Origin of the sequence: Streptomyces sp. AK010 (assembly GCF_014207295.1) — a bacterium.
GTDB lineage: Bacteria > Actinomycetota > Actinomycetes > Streptomycetales > Streptomycetaceae > Streptomyces > Streptomyces massasporeus.
Map to the genome: position 1 here is coordinate 77434 of NZ_JACHCX010000020.1, position 19232 is coordinate 96665.

19 protein-coding genes are annotated in these 19232 nt (G+C 71.7%); 9 read left to right on the forward strand and 10 right to left on the reverse strand.

Annotated features, from left to right (window positions below; all coding sequences use genetic code 11):
• Nucleotides 1-25: 25 nt before the first annotated feature.
• Nucleotides 26-1288 (reverse strand): MFS transporter, encoded by a 1263-nt coding sequence (locus HDC93_RS30680; protein ID WP_185014099.1) that lies wholly within the window; start codon nucleotides 1286-1288, stop codon nucleotides 26-28.
• Between the two features lie 161 nt (nucleotides 1289-1449).
• Here HDC93_RS30680 and HDC93_RS30685 point away from each other — a divergent pair, with 161 nt between their 5' ends.
• The 3 genes from HDC93_RS30685 (at nucleotide 1450) to HDC93_RS30695 (ending at nucleotide 3840) form a co-directional block, all read left to right on the forward strand.
• The gene (locus HDC93_RS30685) at nucleotides 1450-2091 is read left to right on the forward strand and encodes a DUF6758 family protein (RefSeq protein ID WP_185014100.1); all 642 of its coding nucleotides are present in this window, start codon (nucleotides 1450-1452) and stop codon (nucleotides 2089-2091) included.
• A 127-nt stretch (nucleotides 2092-2218) separates the two neighbouring features.
• A complete protein-coding gene (locus tag HDC93_RS30690) occupies nucleotides 2219-3079 on the forward strand; it encodes a PHP domain-containing protein (protein WP_185014101.1) in 861 nt (286 codons plus the stop codon).
• 155 nt (nucleotides 3080-3234) lie between these two features.
• Nucleotides 3235-3840: a MarC family protein gene (locus HDC93_RS30695; protein WP_031105857.1), complete on the forward strand. Its 606-nt coding sequence runs from the start codon at nucleotides 3235-3237 to the stop codon at nucleotides 3838-3840.
• Between the two features lie 9 nt (nucleotides 3841-3849).
• Here the strand turns inward: HDC93_RS30695 and HDC93_RS30700 are convergent, their stop codons facing one another.
• The 3 genes from HDC93_RS30700 to HDC93_RS30710 form a co-directional block, all read right to left on the reverse strand.
• Entirely contained in the window at nucleotides 3850-4614 is a 765-nt protein-coding gene (locus HDC93_RS30700) for a hypothetical protein (protein WP_185014102.1), read from the reverse strand.
• A gap of 23 nt (nucleotides 4615-4637) precedes the next feature.
• Nucleotides 4638-4802: a hypothetical protein gene (locus HDC93_RS30705; protein WP_185014103.1), complete on the reverse strand. Its 165-nt coding sequence runs from the start codon at nucleotides 4800-4802 to the stop codon at nucleotides 4638-4640.
• 127 nt (nucleotides 4803-4929) lie between these two features.
• Nucleotides 4930-5106, reverse strand: coding sequence for a hypothetical protein (locus HDC93_RS30710; RefSeq protein WP_167545766.1), 177 nt, complete (start codon nucleotides 5104-5106; stop codon nucleotides 4930-4932).
• A gap of 203 nt (nucleotides 5107-5309) precedes the next feature.
• On the opposite strand from HDC93_RS30710, the gene HDC93_RS30715 reads away from it, so the two are divergent.
• Nucleotides 5310-6203 carry an NYN domain-containing protein gene (locus HDC93_RS30715; protein WP_185014104.1) on the forward strand — a complete coding sequence of 298 codons (894 nt, stop codon included), beginning with the start codon at nucleotides 5310-5312 and terminating at the stop codon, nucleotides 6201-6203.
• Nucleotides 6204-6386: 183 nt separating this feature from the next.
• On the opposite strand, the gene HDC93_RS30720 is transcribed toward HDC93_RS30715, so the two are convergent.
• Entirely contained in the window at nucleotides 6387-7265 is an 879-nt protein-coding gene (locus HDC93_RS30720; RefSeq protein WP_185014105.1) for an alpha/beta fold hydrolase, read from the reverse strand.
• Between the two features lie 590 nt (nucleotides 7266-7855).
• Nucleotides 7856-10435, reverse strand: coding sequence for a DEAD/DEAH box helicase (locus HDC93_RS30725; RefSeq protein ID WP_185014106.1), 2580 nt, complete (start codon nucleotides 10433-10435; stop codon nucleotides 7856-7858).
• 475 nt (nucleotides 10436-10910) lie between these two features.
• Here HDC93_RS30725 and HDC93_RS30730 point away from each other — a divergent pair, with 475 nt between their 5' ends.
• A complete protein-coding gene (locus tag HDC93_RS30730; RefSeq protein ID WP_185014107.1) occupies nucleotides 10911-11660 on the forward strand; it encodes a ferritin-like fold-containing protein in 750 nt (249 codons plus the stop codon).
• A 60-nt stretch (nucleotides 11661-11720) separates the two neighbouring features.
• Here HDC93_RS30730 and HDC93_RS30735 read toward each other — a convergent pair whose 3' ends face one another.
• From HDC93_RS30735 to HDC93_RS30750, 4 genes are all read right to left on the reverse strand, one after another.
• The gene (locus tag HDC93_RS30735) at nucleotides 11721-11990 is read right to left on the reverse strand and encodes a hypothetical protein (protein ID WP_185014108.1); all 270 of its coding nucleotides are present in this window, start codon (nucleotides 11988-11990) and stop codon (nucleotides 11721-11723) included.
• Between the two features lie 368 nt (nucleotides 11991-12358).
• Nucleotides 12359-12586 (reverse strand): DUF3107 domain-containing protein, encoded by a 228-nt coding sequence (locus HDC93_RS30740; protein ID WP_185014109.1) that lies wholly within the window; start codon nucleotides 12584-12586, stop codon nucleotides 12359-12361.
• A 134-nt stretch (nucleotides 12587-12720) separates the two neighbouring features.
• A complete protein-coding gene (locus HDC93_RS30745; protein ID WP_031110090.1) occupies nucleotides 12721-13368 on the reverse strand; it encodes a TetR/AcrR family transcriptional regulator in 648 nt (215 codons plus the stop codon).
• Between the two features lie 207 nt (nucleotides 13369-13575).
• The gene (locus HDC93_RS30750; RefSeq protein ID WP_185014110.1) at nucleotides 13576-13800 is read right to left on the reverse strand and encodes a hypothetical protein; all 225 of its coding nucleotides are present in this window, start codon (nucleotides 13798-13800) and stop codon (nucleotides 13576-13578) included.
• A 255-nt stretch (nucleotides 13801-14055) separates the two neighbouring features.
• Between HDC93_RS30750 and HDC93_RS30755 the strand changes: the two genes are divergently transcribed.
• The 4 genes from HDC93_RS30755 (at nucleotide 14056) to HDC93_RS30765 (ending at nucleotide 19231) form a co-directional block, all read left to right on the forward strand.
• A complete protein-coding gene (locus HDC93_RS30755) occupies nucleotides 14056-15102 on the forward strand; it encodes an alpha/beta fold hydrolase (RefSeq protein WP_185014111.1) in 1047 nt (348 codons plus the stop codon).
• Between the two features lie 584 nt (nucleotides 15103-15686).
• On the forward strand, nucleotides 15687-17159 hold the full coding sequence (locus HDC93_RS30760; protein ID WP_398987040.1) for a DUF3152 domain-containing protein: 1473 nt from the start codon (nucleotides 15687-15689) through the stop codon (nucleotides 17157-17159).
• A 68-nt stretch (nucleotides 17160-17227) separates the two neighbouring features.
• Nucleotides 17228-17320 (forward strand): Ms4533A family Cys-rich leader peptide, encoded by a 93-nt coding sequence (locus HDC93_RS39445; protein WP_311774658.1) that lies wholly within the window; start codon nucleotides 17228-17230, stop codon nucleotides 17318-17320.
• A gap of 192 nt (nucleotides 17321-17512) precedes the next feature.
• Complete coding sequence (locus HDC93_RS30765) at nucleotides 17513-19231, forward strand: ABC transporter substrate-binding protein (RefSeq protein ID WP_185014113.1); 1719 nt, start codon at nucleotides 17513-17515, stop codon at nucleotides 19229-19231.
• Nucleotide 19232: the final 1 nt, after the last annotated feature.

Below are 19232 nucleotides of genomic sequence, written 5' to 3' on the forward strand. Positions count from 1 at the left end.
CTCACCAACCCCAGGCTGTGCGGCGTCAGTTGGCGAACACGGTGACACCGTCCTCGGTCGTGTGCCTCGGCTCCAGCTCCTCGGCGGTGGGGGTCCCCCCTGCTCGAGCGGAGTCGAGAGCTTGGAAGAAGGTGAGGGCCTCGCGCCGTACGACGACCACGACCGCGCCCGCGCCCGCGGTGAGCGCCGCCGCCACGAACGGGATGTGGATGTCGGTCCACTCCTCGATCTTCGGCGCGAAGTACGGAGCGGCCGCCGCGGCGAACCAGCGCACGAAGTTGTAGCCCGCGCTCGCCACCGGCCGGGGCGCGTCCGAGACGCCGAGGGCCAGCTCGGTGTAGACGGTGTTGTTCACGCCGATGAAGGCACCGGACAGGATCGTGCAGACGACGGCGGTCGTGTGGGAGCCGTAGCCGAGCACCAGGACGTCGGCCGCGAGCAGGACCAGCGAACCGCCGAGCACCTTCAGCGAACCGAACCGCTTCTGGAGCCGGGGCGCCACGATCACCGAGAAGACGGCGAGCAGTACACCCCAGGCGAAGAACACCGCACCCGACTTGTACGGGGTCATGTTCAGCACGAACGGCGTGAAGGCCAGCACGGTGAAGAACGTGTAGTTGTAGAAGAACGCCGAGACCGCCGCCGAGGCGAGGCCGCCGTGGCCGAGTGCCTTGAGCGGGTCGAGCAGCGAGGTCTTGCGGGCCGGCTTCGGCTGCTCCTTCAGGAACACCGTGATGCACAGGAAGCCGACGGCCATCAGGAACGCCGTGCCGAAGAACGGGTAGCGCCAGCTGGCGTCGCCGAGCAGGGCGCCCAGCAGCGGGCCGCATGCCATGCCGAGGCCGAGGGCCGACTCGTACAGCAGGATCGCCGCGGCGCTGCCGCCGGCCGCCGCGCCGACGATGACCGCGAGGGCCGTCGAGACGAACAGCGCGTTGCCGAGGCCCCATCCGGCCCGGAAGCCCACCAGTTCGCCGACGGATCCGGAGGTGCCCGCGAGCCCGGCGAACACCACGACGAACGCGAGGCCGAGCAGCAGCGTCTTCTTCCCGCCGATCCGGCTGGAGACGAAGCCGGTGACCAGCATCGCGACGGCGGTGATGAGGAAGTACGAGGTGAAGAGCAGGGAGACCTGGCTCGCCGTGGCGTTCAGACCCTGGGCGATGGACGGCAGGATCGGGTCGACGAGCCCGATGCCCATGAAGGCGACGACCGATGCTCCGGCGGTGGCCCACACGGACTTGGGCTGCTTCAGGAGGCCGCCCGCTCCGGCGTCGAAGGGGTCCATTGCTTGCTCCCTTTCCCGAGACGTAGATAGTTGGTATATACACATACTAAGTTAGGCGAGCTAATTAATGCAAGCTACATCTGAAGTGGTCGGTGAACGGTTCCGTCCGGATGGGTGATCGTCCTTGACGCGGCGGGACGGGGGTAGGACCGTGGGGCCCTATGAGGGGCGAACCCAGTTGCCCGAAGTGCGGTGGCCGGGTCAGGGCTCCCGGCCTCTTCTCCGACTCGTGGCAGTGCGATGTGCACGGCACCGTTCATCCGGTGCAGCCCGTGATACCGCCCAGCGTCGACGCCCTCAACGTCGTGGTGCACCGCACCCAGGTGCCGCTGTGGATGCCGTGGCCGTTGCCGGTGGGATGGCTGTTCACGGGAGTGGCCTGCGCGGGGGACGACCGCACGGGCGGCCGTGCGACCGCCGTCGCCTGCACGGGCCCGGGGCCGCTCGGCGGCATGGGCGAACTGATCCTGGTGGCCGAGGAGCTCGGGGTCGGGCTCGGGGCGCGCTACGCGGGCATGGACGGCCCCGACCCGGGGCCGCACATGGACGTCGAGAAGCCGCCCCAGGCCAAGGTGCTGGCCGCCGGGCGTCCCACGCCGCTGTGGCACGTGGCCGGGGCGCCGGACGACCGGGCGGTGTTCGCGGGTGAGGCGCTCGGGATGTGGCTGTGGGCCGTCGTGTGGCCCGAGCAGTCCGGGCTGCTGATGTACGACGAGCTGGTGCTGGCGGATCTCCGGGAGGCGGGAGCGGAGGTGGAGCTGGTGCCTTGTGGGGCGTTGTCGCCGCGCTTGCTCCAGCCGTAGGGCCTGCGGGGTGTAGGGGGCGGGGGTGTAGGGGGCGCTTGCCGCGTTCAGGTATGACATCCGGCGTTGAAAATGCGGTTATCCTTGAGCAGCCCTGTTCGTGCCGTCTGTGTCTGGAGTTCGTGTCGTGCGCATCGATCTGCACACCCACTCCACCGCTTCCGACGGCACGGACTCGCCCGCCGAGCTGGTGCGGAAAGCCGCTGTGACCGGGCTCGACGTCATCGCACTCACCGATCACGACACCACCCGCGGGCATGCCGAGGCGATCGCCGCGCTGCCCGAGGGCGTCACGCTGGTCACCGGTGCCGAGCTCTCCTGCCGGATCGACGGGATCAGCATGCACATGCTGGCCTACCTCTTCGACGCCGAGGAGCCGGCGCTGCTCGCCGAGCGGGAGCTGGTCCGGGACGACCGGGTGCCGCGCGCGCAGGGGATGATCGCCAAGCTCCGGGAGCTGGGCGTGCCGGTGACGTGGGAGCAGGTGGCGCGGATCGCCGGTGAGGGGTCCGTCGGACGCCCGCACGTGGCGAGCGCGCTCGTCGAGCTGGGTGTCGTGCCCACCGTGAACGACGCCTTCACGAAGGACTGGCTCGCCGACGGAGGCCGGGTCTTCGTGGAGAAGCACGAGACCGACCCCTTCGAGGCGATCCGGCTGATCAAGGGAGCCGGCGGGGTCGCGGTGTTCGCGCACCCCGGGGCGAGCAAGCGGGGGCTCACGGTGCCGGAGGCCGCCATCGCCGAGATGGCCGAGGCCGGGCTGGTCGGCCTCGAGGTCGACCACATGGACCACGACGCCGACACCCGGGCGCGGTTGCGGGGGCTGGCCAAGGAGCTCGGGCTCCTCGTGACCGGGTCGTCGGACTACCACGGCAGTCGCAAGACGTGCGTGCTCGGGGAGTACACGACGGATCCCGAGGTCTACGGCGAGATCACCCGGCGGGCCTTCGGGGCGTTCCCCGTGCCGGGGGCCGGCGGGGCTCACTGAGGTTCCTCTCGTCCAGTTCTCTTTTCCAGTTCTCTTTTCAGGCACCCGGCGTCGCCGGTCGTGCCACCCCGTTCCGCCGTACGGAACGCCTGCCCACAGCGGTCGCGGCTCGCCGCTGCCCACCGCGCGTTTCAGCAATCCCGCAAGGCTCACTCATGTTCGACCTCGCCGTCTTCGGCTCCCTGTTCCTGACCCTCTTCGTCATCATGGATCCCCCCGGGATCACACCGATCTTCCTCGCGCTCACCGCCGGCCGGCCCGGCAAGGTGCAGAAGCGGATGGCCTTCCAGGCCGTCTGCGTCGCCGGTGGCGTGATCACTGTGTTCGGGCTCCTCGGGCACCAGATCCTCAACTATCTGCACGTGTCCGTGCCCGCGCTGATGATCGCGGGCGGTCTGCTCCTTCTGCTGATCGCGCTGGATCTGCTCACCGGGAAGACCGACGAGCCGAAGCAGACCAAGGACGTGAACGTCGCCCTCGTACCGCTGGGCATGCCGCTGCTGGCCGGGCCCGGGGCGATCGTGTCGGTCATCCTCGCCGTGCAGAAGGCCCACAGCGTCGCCACGCAGGTGTCCGTGTGGATGGCGATCCTCGCCATCCACGTCGTGCTCTGGATGGTGATGCGCTATTCACTGGTGATCATCCGGATCATCAAGGACGGCGGTGTGGTCCTGGTGACCCGCCTCGCCGGCATGATGCTCTCCGCGATCGCCGTGCAGCAGATCATCAACGGCGTCACTCAGGTGATCCAGGGGAGCTGACGATTCCCGTCAGGGCCGCAGGACGCCGCGGATCTCCCGGGCCACCTGGGGGTGGCCGAGGTACTCCTCGATGTTGTGCGCGCGGTCGCGGCCGTCGGAGACGGCCGGCTGGGTGAGCTTCCCCCACCGTTCGTCCTCCAGGGGGCAGCCGATGGCCACCGCGTCGGTGGGGCACCAGACGTTCACCCAGTCACGCACCCGGGCGGCTGGTGCGGGCCTCGGGTGAGGAGCCGTTCGTTGACGCCGTCCAGGCCGAGCGGGCTGCCCGCGGTGACCAGCAGGACGGGGTCGATGTCGTCCGTAAGACGGGTCAGGAGGTCCATGCCCACGACCGTGCCCAGGCTGTGCGTGACGAGCACCGGCTCGCCGCTGGTCGGCATCGTCTCCATGACAGTCCAGCACCGCCTGCCGCACGGAGCTGTCGCCGAGGTACAGGCCGACGTCCCGCAGGAACGTGGCGATGGTCCACTCGTCCAGGTCGGACCGGGCGGCCAGCCAGCTCATCGGCCGGTGCAGCGCCCCGACCAGGCCGGACCCGAAGCCCTCCGTGGCCGCCGGCCCGTTCTGGGGCATGCCGGCCCGGGCGGCCGCCTCGTGGAGCAGATGCTCGTAGGAACCCGTGGGGGACTGCGCGGCGAACACCTCGGCTGCTGCGGCGGCGCTCACCCGGTCGAGGCCGATGGGCTCCGCCGTGCTCTCCGTGCCGCTCACGAGGTCGTGCAGTCTCGTGCCGTAGAACGGGTACCACACGTCCTCCGGGTCGAGTGTGGGCAAAGCCGCGAGGGTGAGGCCGCGGTTCAGGCCGGCCGTCCAGGAAGGCGGAGTTCGTCGGGGTACTTCTCCTGCTGGTCCCGGCCGTGCAGGAGGACCAGGTGCTGACGGCCGCCGAAAGCCGTACGGGCCCGGAGCCCGACCCTGGGCCGCTGGGTGCCGGTCTCGCTCTCGGCCATGGGGACCGTCACCGGGACCCCTTCTGGATCGCGCCGTGCCCCCTCAGCCAGACGCCCCGACCAGGGACGTCCGCAACAGCGGAGCCCCCGCACGGCCGATGCCGGGCGGGGGCTGCGAGGTGTGGGAGAGCTGCGCGCGTTATGAGGCCGTGGTCTCGGCCGGGCGGATCCAGAGGCGCTGCCCTATGGCGGCCGCCTGCTGAACGATGCGGTTGACGGAGGCGGCGTCCACAACGGTCGAGTCGACTGGTGTGCCGTCGACGTCGTCGAGTCGCATGATTTCGAAGCGCAAGGGCTTCTCCCTTCGTCTGGTCATCCTCCTGAGGAGAACTACTTCGGTGTGCGGCCCACCAGGTCCGTGCCCGGTGTTCCATATGGGTCAACAGGGACGCGGGGGTGAAACATTCCCTACGCTAAGGAAATTTTTCGAACGGCTAATTACTGACTTGTAAGAGTGTCGTTACGGGACCGACCGGGACCAGTTGTGTTCGCAGCGTGACCGCCGGGACAATGGGGGTGATGAACGACGACCTCGCGGCCCTCCACACCCGCATCGACCGCACCAACGAGCTGCTCCAGCGCATGCTCGCCGAGGTGGCGAAGACGCCCTCGACCCACGCGATCTTCGTCGATGCCGGGTATCTGTACGCGGCGGCGGGACGCCTCGTCGCCGGCACGGAGGACCGCCGCGCCTTCGACCTGGACGCCGAAGGCCTGATCGACGCGCTCATCGACCGGGCCCGCACGATCTTCGCGGACAGCCGGCTGCTGCGCGTCTACTGGTACGACGGTGCCCGGCGCCGCATCCACACGGCCGAACAGCAGACCATCGCGGAACTGCCGGACGTCAAGGTGCGCCTCGGCAACCTCAACGCCAACAACCAGCAGAAGGGCGTCGACTCACTCATCCGCTCCGACCTGGAGTCCCTCGCCCGGCACCGCGCCATCAGCGACGCGGCCCTGCTCGGCGGCGACGAGGACCTGGTCTCGGCGGTGGAGGCGGCCCAGGGGTACGGCGCCCGGGTCCACCTCTGGGGCATCGAGGCGCCGGAGGGCCGCAACCAGGCCGAGCCCCTCCTGTGGGAGGTCGACAGCCAGCGCACCCTCGACCTCGACTTCTTCAAGCCGTACGTCTCCCGCCGCACCGCCCCCGGCTACGAGACGACCGCGAACCGGCCCACCCGCGAGGACGTGCGGTTCGTGGGCGCGCAGATCGCGGCGAAGTGGCTGGCGGCACGCGGCCGGGACACGCTGGTGGAGCTGCTGCCCGGGCATCCGTACCTGCCCGGGTCGGTGGACCAGGACCTGCTCGTGGAGGCGGAGGGCCTGCTGCAGTACTCGCTGCGCGGCCAGGCGGATCTCAGACGGGCGCTGCGTGACGGCTTCTGGGAGCATCTGCGGACGCAGTACTAGGCGGGGAGCGGTCCGGAGCGGTCGGGGGCTCCGTCGGGGCTCGGTCTGGAGCGGTCTGGACTTCGTCGGGGCTCGGTCTGGAGCGGTCGGGGGCTCCGTCGGGGCTCGGTCTGGAGCGGTCGGGGGCTAGGTCGGGACTCGATCTAGGGCGGTCGGCCCTCGGTCTGGACGTCGGCCAGGTGACTACATCCGGCCCAGGCCGTCCCAGAAGTCGGCGAGGGCGTGGGCCGTCGCGAGCGGCTGGTCGGCGTTGGGGGAGTGCTCGGCTCCGGTGATGACCGTGCGGTGCGCGTCCAGCCGCCGGGCCATGTCGTCCAGGATCGCCACCGGCCAGGTGTCGTCGTGCGCGCCCGACAGGACGTGGAACGGCAGCGGGATCGCGGCGAGTTCGGCCACGCGGTCCGGCTCGGTGCACAACTGACGTCCGGTCGCCAGGAGTTGGGCAGGGCTGTGGCCCAGCCAGCGGCGGCGAAGCTGGTCCTGGTCGCCGAGGCCGCGGGCGGGCCCGCCGACTTCCTCCGGCGGCCCCATGGCCTGGATGGCCTCCCACACCTCCGCCATCGACAGCACGGCGAGCGCGTCCCGCAGCAGCTTCACGCGCTGCTGCTGGGAGACGGAGATCTCCGCCGGGCCGGACGAGATCAGGGTGAACGAGACGAACGGGGAGTGGTCGAGGAGCACGGCCGCACGGGCGATCTGCCCGCCGAGCGAATGCCCCACCAGGTGCACGGGCCCGCCGAGGGCCGCGGCCTGCGCGAGCACGTCCCGCGCGAGGTCCCCCTGGGCGTAGGCGGACTCGTCCTCCAGCGGGCCGCTCGACTCGTGCTGCCCCCGCCCGTCCACGGCGACGACCCGGTACCCCCGCTGTGCGAGCGGCTCGTGGAGCAGCCTGAAGTCCTCCTTGCTGCCGGTGAATCCGGGCAGCATCAGGACGACTCCCCGCTCCTGCCCGCCCGCTTCCGGCGACGGCGACGACTCGACGACGGCGAACTCGCCGCGTGTGGTGCGCAGGGGGTAGGCACGGGCGCCCGGGGGCGGGGGGAAGGCGGGGTGGCTGGTCACGGGGCGAGGGTAGCGGGTGGGGGTGGGGGTGGCGCGCCTGCCTTGAGCGGGACTCTGCGGGGGTGTTGTGGCTCCGGGTGGGGGCGGTGGGGAGTGGCGTTGTGCAGCCGGGTGGGGATCGGCGGGGAGTGGCGTTGTGCGCGGGGTGGGGTTCGGTGGGGGTCTGGCGCTGTGCCGGGTGACTTGGCGGGGTCGGGCCCTGTGTGCGGGGTGGGGATGAACGGGGGCCGGGACTGTGCGGCGGTGGGATCGGCGGGACTTGCGCTGCGCAGGTGGGGGCCGGCGGGTGCCCGGGATGTGCTCAGGTGATTCGGCGGGGTCGGGCCCCGGGGTCCGGGTGGGGTTCGGTGGGAAGCGGTGCTGCGCGCCGGGTGGGCTTCGGCGGGCTCTGGAGCTGTGCCCAGGTGATCGGCGGGGTCGGGCCTTGCGCCCTGGCCGGGTCGGCGGGGACCGGCGCCGTGCCCCAGGCGACTTGGCGGAGTCGGGCACCGTGCCCAGGCATCTCGGCGGGGTCGGACACCGTGTCTGGGGGAACGCCGACGGCCCGGCTCCCCGTGAGGGGGCCGGGCCGTCGCAGAGGGGTGGGTGGGTCAGTCCTCCGTGGGCTCCGCGGTGGCAGCGGCCTTGCGGGTGCGGCGGGCCTTGGGCTTCGCCTCCGCCGCGTCCTCCGAAACGGCAGCCGTCGCGGCCGTGGCGGCCGTGGCGGCCGTGGTCGCCTTGCGCGTACGGCGCGGCTTGGCGGCGGCCTCCGGCTCCTGATCCGCCTGTGCGGGGATCTCGGCGACGGCAGGGGCGGCCTCGGCGGCCTTGCGGGTGCGGCGGCGCGGCTTGGCCTCCGTGCCCTCAACGGTGTCGACGGCGGCCTCGGCCGCCGCGACCGTCTTCCGCGTCCGGCGCGGCTTGGCCTCCACGGCTTCCGCGTCCGGGACGGCGGCGGCGGCCTTCCGTGTCCGGCGCGGCTTGGCCTCGGCGGCCTCCGGTTCCTGGACCGTTTGTGCGGGGATCTCGGCGACGGCAGGGGCGGCCTCGGCGGCCTTGCGGGTGCGGCGGCGCGGCTTGGCCTCCGTGCCCTCGGCGGTGTCGACGGCGGCCTCCGCCGGGGCGGCGGCGGCCTTCCGGGTGCGACGCGGCTTGGCCTCGGCGGCCTCCGCCGTGTCGACCGCGGTCTCGGCCGCTGCCGTCGCCTTGCGCGTACGCCGGGGCTTCGCCTCGGCCGTCTCGGCGGCGGTGTCCTCCACCGTGGCCGCTGTCTTGCGGGCGCGGCGCGGCTTGGCCTCGGTCGCCTCCGCCGTGTCGACGCCCGCCTCGGCCTTCGCGGCCGTCTTGCGGGCGCGACGCGGCTTCGTCTCCGTCGGCTCCGGCGCGGACTCGGTGGTCCCCTCGGCCGTGTCGACCGCAACTTCGGCTGAGGACGCCGCGGTCTTGCGGGTGCGGCGGCGCGGCTTGGCGGCGGCTGCCTCGGGCAGCGCCGTCTCCGCGGCGGTGGGGGCTTCCGCGACGGCCGGCTCCACGGCCGACGGCGTCACCGGGGACGCCTCGGTCTGCACCGCAGACGTCACCGCGGCCTCGGTCGCCACCGCCGGTGTCTCCGACCGGCGGGTGCGGCGCCGACGGGGCTTCGCAGCCGTCTCCACGGCTTCCGCGGCCGTGCCCTCCGCCGTGGCGACGGCGGTCTCCGCCTGCTCGGACGCGGGGGACTCGACGGCCGCGACCTGAGCCTGCTCGGACTGCGCCCCACCGCGGGTGCGGCGACGGCGACGCGGAGTGCGCGGACCGGTCACGTCGTCCGCCTCGGCGGCACCGCCGGTGGCCGTGGTGCCCTGCGCGGCACTGCCGGTGGACTCCGGCGCCCCGTCCAGCGCGGCACCGCCACGGGTACGGCGGCGGCGACGCGGCGTACGCGCCGACCGCTCGCGGTCCTCCGAACGGGACTCGTCCCGGTCGCTGCGGCCACCCCGGCCGCCGCGCCCGCGCCCGCCCGGCTCGCCCAGGTCCTCCAGCTGCTCCGCGTCCAGCCCGGCGCGCGTGCGCTCCGAGCGCGGCAGGACGCCCTTCGTGCCCTCGGGGATGCCGAGGTCGGAGTAGAGGTGCGGGGAGGTGGAGTACGTCTCCGGCGGGTCGTTGAAGTCCAGCTCCAGCGCCTTGTTGATCAGCTGCCAGCGCGGGATGTCGTCCCAGTCGACCAGAGTGATCGCCGTACCCTTCGCGCCCGCGCGGCCCGTACGGCCGATGCGGTGCAGGTACGTCTTCTCCTCTTCGGGCGACTGGTAGTTGATGACGTGCGTCACGCCCTCGACGTCGATGCCGCGGGCGGCGACGTCGGTGCAGACGAGCACGTCCACCTTGCCGTTGCGGAAGGCCCGCAGCGCCTGCTCACGGGCGCCCTGGCCGAGGTCGCCGTGGACCGCGCCGGAGGCGAAACCGCGCTGCTTCAGCTGGTCCGCGAGATCGGCCGCCGTGCGCTTGGTGCGGCAGAAGACCATGGCCAGCCCCCGGCCATCGGCCTGGAGGATGCGCGCGACCATCTCGGGCTTGTCCATGTTGTGCGCGCGGTAGATGTACTGCTTGGTGTTCGCGACCGTCGCGCCCGCGTCGTCCGGCGACGTGGCACTGATGTGCGTGGGCTGCGACATGTAGCGGCGGGCGAGGCCGATGACCGCGCCCGGCATGGTCGCCGAGAACAGCATGGTCTGACGCCGCACCGGCAGCATGTTGATGATCTTCTCGACGTCGGGCAGGAAGCCCAGGTCGAGCATCTCGTCGGCCTCGTCGAGGACCAGCGACTTGACGTGCTTCAGGTTCAGCTTCTTCTGACCGGCGAGGTCGAGAAGCCTGCCCGGGGTGCCGACGACCACGTCGACGCCCTTTTTGAGGGCCTCGACCTGGGGCTCATAGGCCCGGCCGCCGTAGATGGCGAGGACGCGGACGTTGCGCACCTTGCCCGCGGTCAGCAGGTCGTTGGTGACCTGCGTGCACAGCTCGCGCGTGGGGACGACGACGAGCGCCTGCGGGGCTTCGGTGAGGTCTTCGGGCTCGGCGCGTCCGGCCTCGACGTCGGCGGGGACGGTGACGCGCTCGAGGAGCGGGAGGCCGAAGCCCAGCGTCTTGCCGGTGCCGGTCTTGGCCTGGCCGATGACGTCCTTGCCCGAAAGGGCCACGGGGAGCGTCATCTCCTGGATGGGGAAGGGGGTGATGATGCCGACGGCTTCAAGGGCCTCGGCGGTCTCGGGAAGGATTCCGAGCTCTCGGAACGTAGTCAGGGTGCTGCCTCTTCTGTGTGGGCGGCGCGAGGCGAGCGCGGGGTCGTGTCAGACCGTGCCGGGGACGTCGGCTGCCTACGGGCGGGCCGTAGAGCACGGGACCGCGCCGACGCTCTAGCGCTCGTGCCGCTGAGGGTGTCCCCCTCCGGGTCTCGTACGCACTGTGGCGGACGGCCGGGGAGGGCTGTCGGGTCGGAGCCGATCGGGCCACCGACCGGGCATCCTCATACGTGCGGCCTGTCGAGGTACGTCGACGTACCAGCAGGCGCATTACCACCATACCCCGGATTCGCGCACATGCGATGGCCGATTCGGTCACGTAGTCGTCGTCACAGTGATTGACCAGGACCTTACGCCTCCCGGCGGGCGGGCTATTGTGCGCTTCATGACGAGCTCTGACAAGCCTGAGAACGCCTCGGACACCGCCGCCGTTGAACCCACCTCAGTCGCCGCCCGGGACTGGGCGACGGCCTCCGCCGACCCGCAGTACCGCGCCGCGGTCGTGGACCTGCTCGGTGCGCTCGCGTACGGGGAGCTGGCGGCGTTCGAGCGGCTCGCGGAGGACGCCAAGCTGGCGCCGACGCTGGCGGACAAGGCGGAGCTGGCGAAGATGGCGTCGGCGGAGTTCCACCACTTCGAGAGGCTGCGCGACCGGCTCGCCGAGATCGGGGAGGAGCCGACGCGGGCGATGGAGCCGTTCGTCGCCGCGTACGACGGGTTCCACAAGCAGACGGCCCCCTCGGACTGGCTGGAGGGACTGGTCAAGGCCTACGTCGGCGACTCCATCGCCAGCGACTTCTACCGCGAGGTCGCCGCCCGGCTGGACTCCGACTCCCGCAATCTGGTGCTGGCCGTGCTCGACGACACGGGGCACGGCGGCTTCGCCGTGGAGAAGGTACGGGCCGCGATCGACGCCGATCCGCGCGTCGGCGGGCGGCTCGCGCTGTGGGCGCGGCGGCTGATGGGCGAGGCCCTGTCGCAGTCCCAGCGGGTGGTCGCCGACCGGGACGCGCTGTCGACCATGCTGGTGGGCGGTGTGGCGGACGGCTTCGACCTCGCCGAGGTCGGCAAGATGTTCTCGCGGATCACCGAGGCCCACACCAAGCGGATGGCCGCACTGGGGCTGGCTGCCTAGCCCGCGCCTCCCCCCGTCCGGCCGGTCCGCACTGTCACAAGCGCCACCATCGGCGGCCCGTCACGCGGTCGCCGATCGGCGGCGCAGTCTTCCCGCGGGGCGCAGCAGCAGCGACAGCGAGGCCACGGAGACGATGGCCGCCCCGAGCAGGACGAGCAGCACGTGCCCCGCGTCCAGCGCGCTGTGCATGACGAAGGCCCCGAAGAGGGCACCGGCGACGCCGGTCGACAGGACCATGGGGCGGGCCGGGAGACGGTGCGGCAGGCGTTGGGTCGCCGCCCACGCCAGAGCGAGGCCGAGGATCGCGGAACTCAGCGCTTCCAGGAGCATGTCGGGGTCCCTCCCACATGGCCGGCCTGCCCAAATCGGTCGTAGCCCGTCTTACCCCTGACCTGCGGAATCCAATCCACCCCTGTGGGCGACTTGTGCTCCATCCGTGGAGGAACCGGTGCGCCGCAAGGGGAAGCCGAGGGCTACACGGGAGGGGTGTCCGAGAGAGGGCGGCGCAAACAGGGGAGAGCCGCGCAAACGGGGGCAGCCATGCAGGCGGAGGCGGCCACGCGAACGCGGCAGGCACGCAAACGGAGGCGGCCGTGCGGACGCGGCAGGCACGCAAACGGAGGCGGCCGCGCGGACGCGCCAGACACGTGAACGGGGCGGGTCGGCCGAAGCCGTCCCGCCCCGCTCCACGCATGCGCCTACAGCGCGCCGAAGCCCACCTTGCGCGGGGCCGGCTCACCGATCTCGACGTACGCGAGACGGTCGGCCGGGACGAGGAGCTTGCGGCCGTGCTCGTCCATGAGGCTCAGCAGCTGCGACTTACCGGCCAGCGCCTCGGCGACCACGCGCTCGACCTCCTCGGCAGTCTGACCGCTCTCCAGAACGATCTCGCGGGGCGCGTGCTGCACGCCGATCTTGACCTCCACGGCTATGTCCCTCCGACGGTCAGTGATGTGCGCGACCTTCCGCGCCGTACGCAGCACACATTAGCCCGGTGAGGGGACGTACATGCTCCGCCCGAGCACGCCACGAGCGAACATCGGGCGGGAACAAAGTGCCGTCAGTGCTGCGGCTGGTCCATGCCGTGCAGCGGGAAGCCCGCGATGCCGCGCCACGCCAGCGAGGTGAGCAGCTGCACGGCCTGGTCGCGGGGCACGCTGCGGTCGCTGTGCAGCCAGGACCGCGCCACCACCTGGGCGAGGCCGCCCATGCCCGAGGCGAGCAGCATCGACTCCGCGCGCGACAGGCCGGTGTCCTCGGCGATGACGTCGCAGATCGCCTCCGCGCACTCGTTCGTGACCTTGTCGACGCGCTCGCGCACGGCGGGCTCGTTGGTCAGGTCCGACTCGAAGACCAGGCGGAACGCGCCGCCGTCGTCCTCGACGTAGGCGAAGTAGGCGTCCATCGTCGCCCGGACGCGCTGCTTGTTGTCGGTCGTCGACGCGAGCGCGTTCCGTACGGACTGGATGAGCGATTCGCAGTGCTGGTCCAGCAGCGCGAGATAGAGGTCGAGCTTGCCCGGGAAGTGCTGGTAGAGCACCGGCTTGCTGACGCCCGCGCGCTCCGCGATGTCGTCCATCGCGGCCGCGTGGTAGCCCTGGGCCACGAACACCTCCTGGGCGGCGCCCAGGAGCTGGTTGCGTCGGGCACGGCGCGGCAGGCGTGTGCCCCGCGGGCGAACCGCCTCTGTCTGCTCGATGGCTGTCACGCCGCCTCCCATAGTCGTCCACGTGCGGATCTGGCCGCGTCGCCATCGTACTTTTCGGTAACCGTGGTGTGCGCGGTGAGAGCGCAGAATTTCACGGACCGGACGGTTACGAAAGCGGTTGCGAAAGTTTCAAACAGGGTCAGAGCGGGCAAAATTCTGCCTCTTTCCCGTTCGGTGGAGCTGTTCGTCGCCCGTCGGCGGCGAACCTCACCGGTAGTCGTCCTCGTCGAGCGAGACGATCCGGGCCTGCTCCGCCAGATCGGCCTCGTTGGCGCGGTCCGGGTCGACGCCGGTCAGCGGGTCGTCGCGGTCCGGCGCGAGATCCGCCTGCTGCTCGGCCGCGTCGACTTCGGGGGCCTCGACGTCGATTTCCTGCGCCTCGGGCGCGTCCTCGACCTCGAACGTCTCCGGGTCGGTGGGGTCTACGGCCATGCTGGGCTCCCTTCCTACGAACGTCCCTGGGAATGCAGGGGCCACACGCGGGTGCCCTCCCTATGAGCCTAGGAGACACCCGATCCGGACGCTATGCGATCCGCGTCCGGGACGTGACGCAGTGCTCATCCCGTTGACTGCTACCCATGCGCGCCCGGGTGCCTCCCTTTCCGGCACCTCAACTGGCCGGTTCCTGTGACGGCGAACACAGGCGAACGCATGAGTCGCTGCGTGATCGTCTCGTAACATTGCCGCATGTCTTCGACCGAGCTGCCGTTCGTGCCGCCCGCCAATGTGCTGCCGAAGGTGGGGACCGTCCGGGTCGCGGAGGGCGAGCGCCTGCGGTCGGTCGAGCTGCCCGGGGTCACCCTGACGGTCCGGTCGAGACCACCCGCGCGCGAGGATCTGCCGCCCGCGCTGTACGTGCACGGGCTGGGTGGTTCCTCGCAGAACTGGTCGGCACTGATGGCGCTGCTGGACGGTGAAGTCGACGGCGAGGCCCTCGATCTGCCGGGCTTCGGCGACTCCCCGCCACCGGACGACGGCAACTACTCCGTCACGGGGCACGCGCGCGCGGTCATCCGTTACCTCGACGCCTCCGGCCGCGGCCCCGTGCACCTGTTCGGGAACTCGCTCGGCGGCGCCGTCACCACCCGTGTCGCCGCGGCTCGGCCCGATCTGGTCCGTACGCTCACGCTTGTGTCGCCCGCTCTGCCGGAAATCCGAGTGCAGCGCGCCGCCGTGCCCACGGGGCTGCTGGCGGTGCCGGGCGTCGCCCTGCTCTTCACGCGGCTCACCCGGGAGTGGACGGCGGAGCAGCGGGTCCGCGGCGTGATGGCGCTGTGTTACGGGGACCCCGGGCGGGTGACGCCGGAAGGATTCCGCAACGCCGTGCAGGAGATGGAGCGGCGGCTGCGGCTGCCGTACTTCTGGGACGCGATGGCGCGCTCCGCGCGCGGGATCGTCAACGCCTACACGCTGGGCGGCCAGCAGGGGCTGTGGCGCCAGGCCGAACGAGTTCTCGCGCCGACCCTCCTCGTCTACGGCGGCCGTGACCAGCTCGTCGGCTTCCGCATGGCCCAGAAGGCGGCCCGCGCCTTCCGTGACTCCCGGCTGGTGACGTTGCCCGATGCGGGCCATGTGGCGATGATGGAGTATCCCGAGACCGTGGCGATGGCGTTTCGTGAACTCCTGGAAGCTGCGGGAGAGCTGGGCGCGCAGCGTGCGAGGCGGGCCGGCCGGGCGGGAGCCGGGGGCGACGCCGTCGACAGAGCAGGCACCGACGAGAGCATGGGGGGCTGAGGCGCGACGTGGGACGCCACAGCCGCCGCGGACCGGTCGCCAAGGGCGACAGCGCGGACACAACAGCAGTACGGGACGGCCGGACCGGGTCCGCGCAGGGGCAGAGGCCGGGCCAGGGCCAGGCGCCGGACGCCGGCCGGGGAGTCCGGACCGCGCCGCCCGGCGCACCGCAGGGCCAGGGCGGCTGGCCGCCGCCGGGCCAGCGCCGGATGCCGGGGCCGCGGCCCGCACCGACGGACGGCACGCGGCCCCAGGGCACGCCGCCGCCCGGCATGCCGCGTCTGCCCGACGGCTGGCACCCGGACGGCACACCGGCCCAGGGCCTCCCGCGCCTGCCCGACGGCACACCGGTGCGGGGGGTACCCCGCCTTGCCGACGGCACGCCGGCGCGGGGCGTTCCGCGCATGCCGGACGGGACCCCGGCACGCGGTGTGCCGAGGCTGCCTGACGGGACTCCGGCGCAGGGCGTTCCCCGGATGGCCGACGGGACTCCGGCGCAGGGCGTTCCCCAGTTCCGGGAGGGGACTCCGCCACGCGGCGTTCCGAGGCCTGCCGACGGCACGTCGGCGCGGGGCGTTCCGCGCATGCCGGACGGGACTCCGGCACGCGGTGTGCCGAGGCTGCCTGACGGGACTCCGGCGCAGGGCGTTCCCCGGATGGCCGACGGGACTCCGGCGCAGGGCGTTCCCCAGTTCCGGGACGGGACTCCGCCACGCGGCGTTCCGAGGTTCCCGGACGGGACTCCCGCGCAGGGCGTTCCCCAGTTCCGGGACGGGACTCCGCCACGCGGCGTTCCGAGGTTCCCGGACGGGACTCCCGCGCAGGGCGTTCCCCAATACCCGGACGGGACTCCCGCCCACGGGACGCCCCGGGTCGCCGGGGGCGCCCCGCCGCGCGGTGTGCCGAGGCTGCCCGACGGGACTCCCGCGCACGGCGTTCCGCAAGCGCGTGGCGGGCATCCCGAGCAGCGTGAAGCCGGGGGTGGCTGGGGCGAGTTGAGGGGGAAGGGCGGGGGGCCCGCCGGTGTCGGTGTTCCCATACCGCGGCAGCGCCGGGCCTCCGTGCCCGGGCCGCGACAGGACTACCTCGACGCCTTCCACGAGGAGGACGACGTCTTCGCGCCCCGTACGCCCGCCTCCGCGCACGCCGCGGACGCCTACGCCTCCGTCACGGACTGGACCGTCGGCACCCCGGCCGACTCCGGGTCCGGTGGTCACGACGACGCGGGGCCCACCGGCACGCCCGTCGCGGGCAGGGGCGGCAAGGGCCGCGCCTTCACCGGCATCGCGGCCGCCGCCGTCACCACGGTGCTGGCCGTCATCGTCGCCGGCCAGGTCGCCGACGGCCCCGGCGGCGCCGGCGTGCAGTCGCAGTCCGCCCCCGACCGGGCCCGCGACGTCCGGGACGGTGCGTCCCGCGCGGACGGCCGGGCGCCCGCCCCCGAGGCCGCCCCGCTGACGTACGACGAGAAGATGGGCCGGATCTACCCGCTCGGCGCCAAGCTCAAGGGCTCCGGGAAGTTCGACGCCGTTCCGGGCATCGTCAAGGCACCCGGCGCCGGGCAGAAGTTCACCTACCGCGTGGACGTGGAGCAGGGGCTCGGACTGGACGGCGAGCTGTTCGCCGAGGCCGTGCAGAAGACGCTCAACGACCAGCGCAGCTGGGCCCACAACGGCGCGCGGACCTTCGAGCGCATCCACTCCGGCGAGCCCGACTTCGTGATCACGCTCGCCAGCCCCGGCACGACCGCCGACTGGTGCGCCAAGTCGGGTCTGGACACCACCGAGGACAACGTCTCCTGCGACTCGGCCGCGACCGAGCGCGTGATGATCAACGCCTACCGGTGGGCGCAGGGCTCGGAGACCTACGGCGATGCCAAGATCCACGCCTACCGGCAGATGCTGATCAACCACGAGGTCGGCCACCGCCTCGGCTACGGCCACGTCACCTGCGACAAGGACGGCGACCTCGCGCCGGTCATGCAGCAGCAGACCAAGTTCCTCGACCACGACGGCATCCACTGCCGCGCCAACGCCTGGCCTTATCCCGGGAGTTGACAGGCATCACAGCCGGTGTGGCGCGGCTCGCGTTGACATGCTCGGAAAGTTCATTCATATTTCTGGGCATGTCGCCCCGTCACGTCTCCGTTCGCGCCGCCATCGAGCTGGCGCTCATCGGCGTGACCCCGCTCTGCGTGGCCGACATTCACTGTTGCTGACGCCCGCCCCCGGCGCGCGTCGCTGACTCTTCCCCCGTGACTCGGTCACGGCCCTTTCGACGACCCGGCGCCGGGCAGAGGTCCGTCTTCTTTCGTCTCACCCTTCGTCATTTCGTCTCGCGATCCGAGATCTGTGATCCGTAGTCCGTGATCCGTGATTCCGAGGCGCCTTTCCGAGAGGTCGTCATTCCGATGCGCCAACCGTCCGTCAGAGCGCGCCGCGTGGCCGCGGCATCCGTCAGCCTGGTCCTGGCAGCGGGTGCCGCCGCCTGCGGGCCGAAGGACACCGATGCCAAGGGCGCCGGCGGCGACTCCACGCCCCACAAGGGCGGCACCCTCACGGTCCTGAACGCCGATCCCCAGCAGGACTTCGACCCGGCTCGCCTCTACACCTCCGGCGGCGGCAACGTCCCGTCCCTGGTCTTCCGCACCCTCACCACCCGCAACCGCGAGAACGGTGCCGCCGGTGCGAAGGTCGTCCCCGACCTCGCCACCGACACCGGGCGTCCCGACAAGGACGCGACCGAGTGGACGTACACCCTGAAGAAGGGCCTGAAGTACGAGGACGGGAGCGCGATCACCTCGGCCGACATCAAGTACGGCATCGAGCGCTCCTTCGCCCCCGAGCTGTCGGGCGGCGCCCCCTACCTGCGGGACTGGCTGACCGGGGCGGCCGGCTACCAGGGCCCGTACAAGGACAAGAAGGGCCTCGACGCGATCGAGACGCCGGACGAGCGGACCATCGTCTTCCATCTGGACAAGCCCGAGGGCGAGTTCCCCTACCTCGCCACGCAGACGCAGTTCACCCCCGTCCCGAAGAGCAAGGACACCGGCACGAAGTACGAGGAGCACCCGGTCTCCTCCGGGCCGTACAAGGTCGTGCGCAACGAGAACGACGGTGAGCGGCTGGTCCTGGAGCGCAACCCGCACTGGTCCGCCGCGACCGACGCCGAGCGCAAGGCCTACCCGGACAAGATCGACGTACGGTCCGGGCTCGACTCGTCCGTGATCAACCAGCGCCTGTCCGCGTCCCAGGGAGCGGACGCCGCCGCCGTCACCACGGACACCAACCTCGGCCCGGCCGAACTGGCCAAGGTCACCGGTGACAAGGACCTCGCCTCGCGCGTCGGCACCGGGCACTTCGGCTACACCAACTACATCGCGTTCAACCCGAAGACCAAGCCGTTCGACGACCCCAAGGTGCGGCAGGCGATCTCGTACGCCATCGACCGGTCGTCCGTGGTGAACGCCGCGGGCGGTTCCGCCCTGGCCGAGCCCGCCACCACCTTCCTGCCCGACCAGAAGTCCTTCGGCTACACGCCGTACGACCTCTTCCCGGCGGGCAAGGCCGGCGACCCGGCCAAGGCCAAGGCGCTGCTGAAGGAGGCCGGGTACGCGAAGGGCCTCACGGTCACGCTGACGCACTCCAACGCCAAGGACTTCGAGACCAGCCCCGAGATCGCGACCGCCATCCAGGACGCCCTCAAGAAGGCCGGCATCACCGTCAAGCTCCAGGGCCTGGAGGAGAACGACTACTCCGACAAGATCCACAACGTGAAGACCGAGCCCGGCTTCTTCCTCGCCCACTGGGGTGCCGACTGGCCCTCCGGCGGTCCGTTCCTCGCCCCGATCTTCGACGGCCGGCAGATCGTCAAGGACGGCGCGAACTTCAACACGGGCCTGCTGAACGACAAGTCGGTCAACACCGAGATCGACGCGATCAACAAGCTGACCGATCTCGACCAGGCCGCCCAGCGGTGGGGCGCACTGGACAAGAAGATCGGCGAGAAGGCCCTGACCGTCCCGCTGTTCCACCCCGTCTACAAGCGCCTGTACGGCGAGGACGTCAAGAACATCGTGATCAGCGACTGGACCGGTGTGCTGGACATCTCGCAGGTCGCGGTGAAGTGAC

Excerpts from the sequence above, each read along its gene's own strand:
- HDC93_RS30715 (WP_185014104.1), top strand. The coding sequence starts at position 5,310 with ATGAACGACGACCTCGCGGCCCTCCACACCCGCATCGACCGCACCAAC.
- HDC93_RS30735 (WP_185014108.1), bottom strand. The coding sequence starts at position 11,990 with ATGCTCCTGGAAGCGCTGAGTTCCGCGATCCTCGGCCTCGCTCTGGCG.
- HDC93_RS30695 (WP_031105857.1), top strand. The coding sequence starts at position 3,235 with ATGTTCGACCTCGCCGTCTTCGGCTCCCTGTTCCTGACCCTCTTCGTC.
- HDC93_RS30680 (WP_185014099.1), bottom strand. The coding sequence starts at position 1,288 with ATGGACCCCTTCGACGCCGGAGCGGGCGGCCTCCTGAAGCAGCCCAAG.
- HDC93_RS30725 (WP_185014106.1), bottom strand. The coding sequence starts at position 10,435 with ATGACGCTCCCCGTGGCCCTTTCGGGCAAGGACGTCATCGGCCAGGCC.
- HDC93_RS30750 (WP_185014110.1), bottom strand. The coding sequence starts at position 13,800 with ATGGCCGTAGACCCCACCGACCCGGAGACGTTCGAGGTCGAGGACGCG.
- HDC93_RS30685 (WP_185014100.1), top strand. The coding sequence starts at position 1,450 with ATGAGGGGCGAACCCAGTTGCCCGAAGTGCGGTGGCCGGGTCAGGGCT.
- HDC93_RS30730 (WP_185014107.1), top strand. The coding sequence starts at position 10,911 with ATGACGAGCTCTGACAAGCCTGAGAACGCCTCGGACACCGCCGCCGTT.
- HDC93_RS30710 (WP_167545766.1), bottom strand. The coding sequence starts at position 5,106 with ATGACCAGACGAAGGGAGAAGCCCTTGCGCTTCGAAATCATGCGACTC.
- HDC93_RS30760 (WP_398987040.1), top strand. The coding sequence starts at position 15,687 with ATGCCGGACGGGACTCCGGCACGCGGTGTGCCGAGGCTGCCTGACGGG.
- HDC93_RS30755 (WP_185014111.1), top strand. The coding sequence starts at position 14,056 with ATGTCTTCGACCGAGCTGCCGTTCGTGCCGCCCGCCAATGTGCTGCCG.
- HDC93_RS39445 (WP_311774658.1), top strand. The coding sequence starts at position 17,228 with ATGTCGCCCCGTCACGTCTCCGTTCGCGCCGCCATCGAGCTGGCGCTC.
- HDC93_RS30765 (WP_185014113.1), top strand. The coding sequence starts at position 17,513 with ATGCGCCAACCGTCCGTCAGAGCGCGCCGCGTGGCCGCGGCATCCGTC.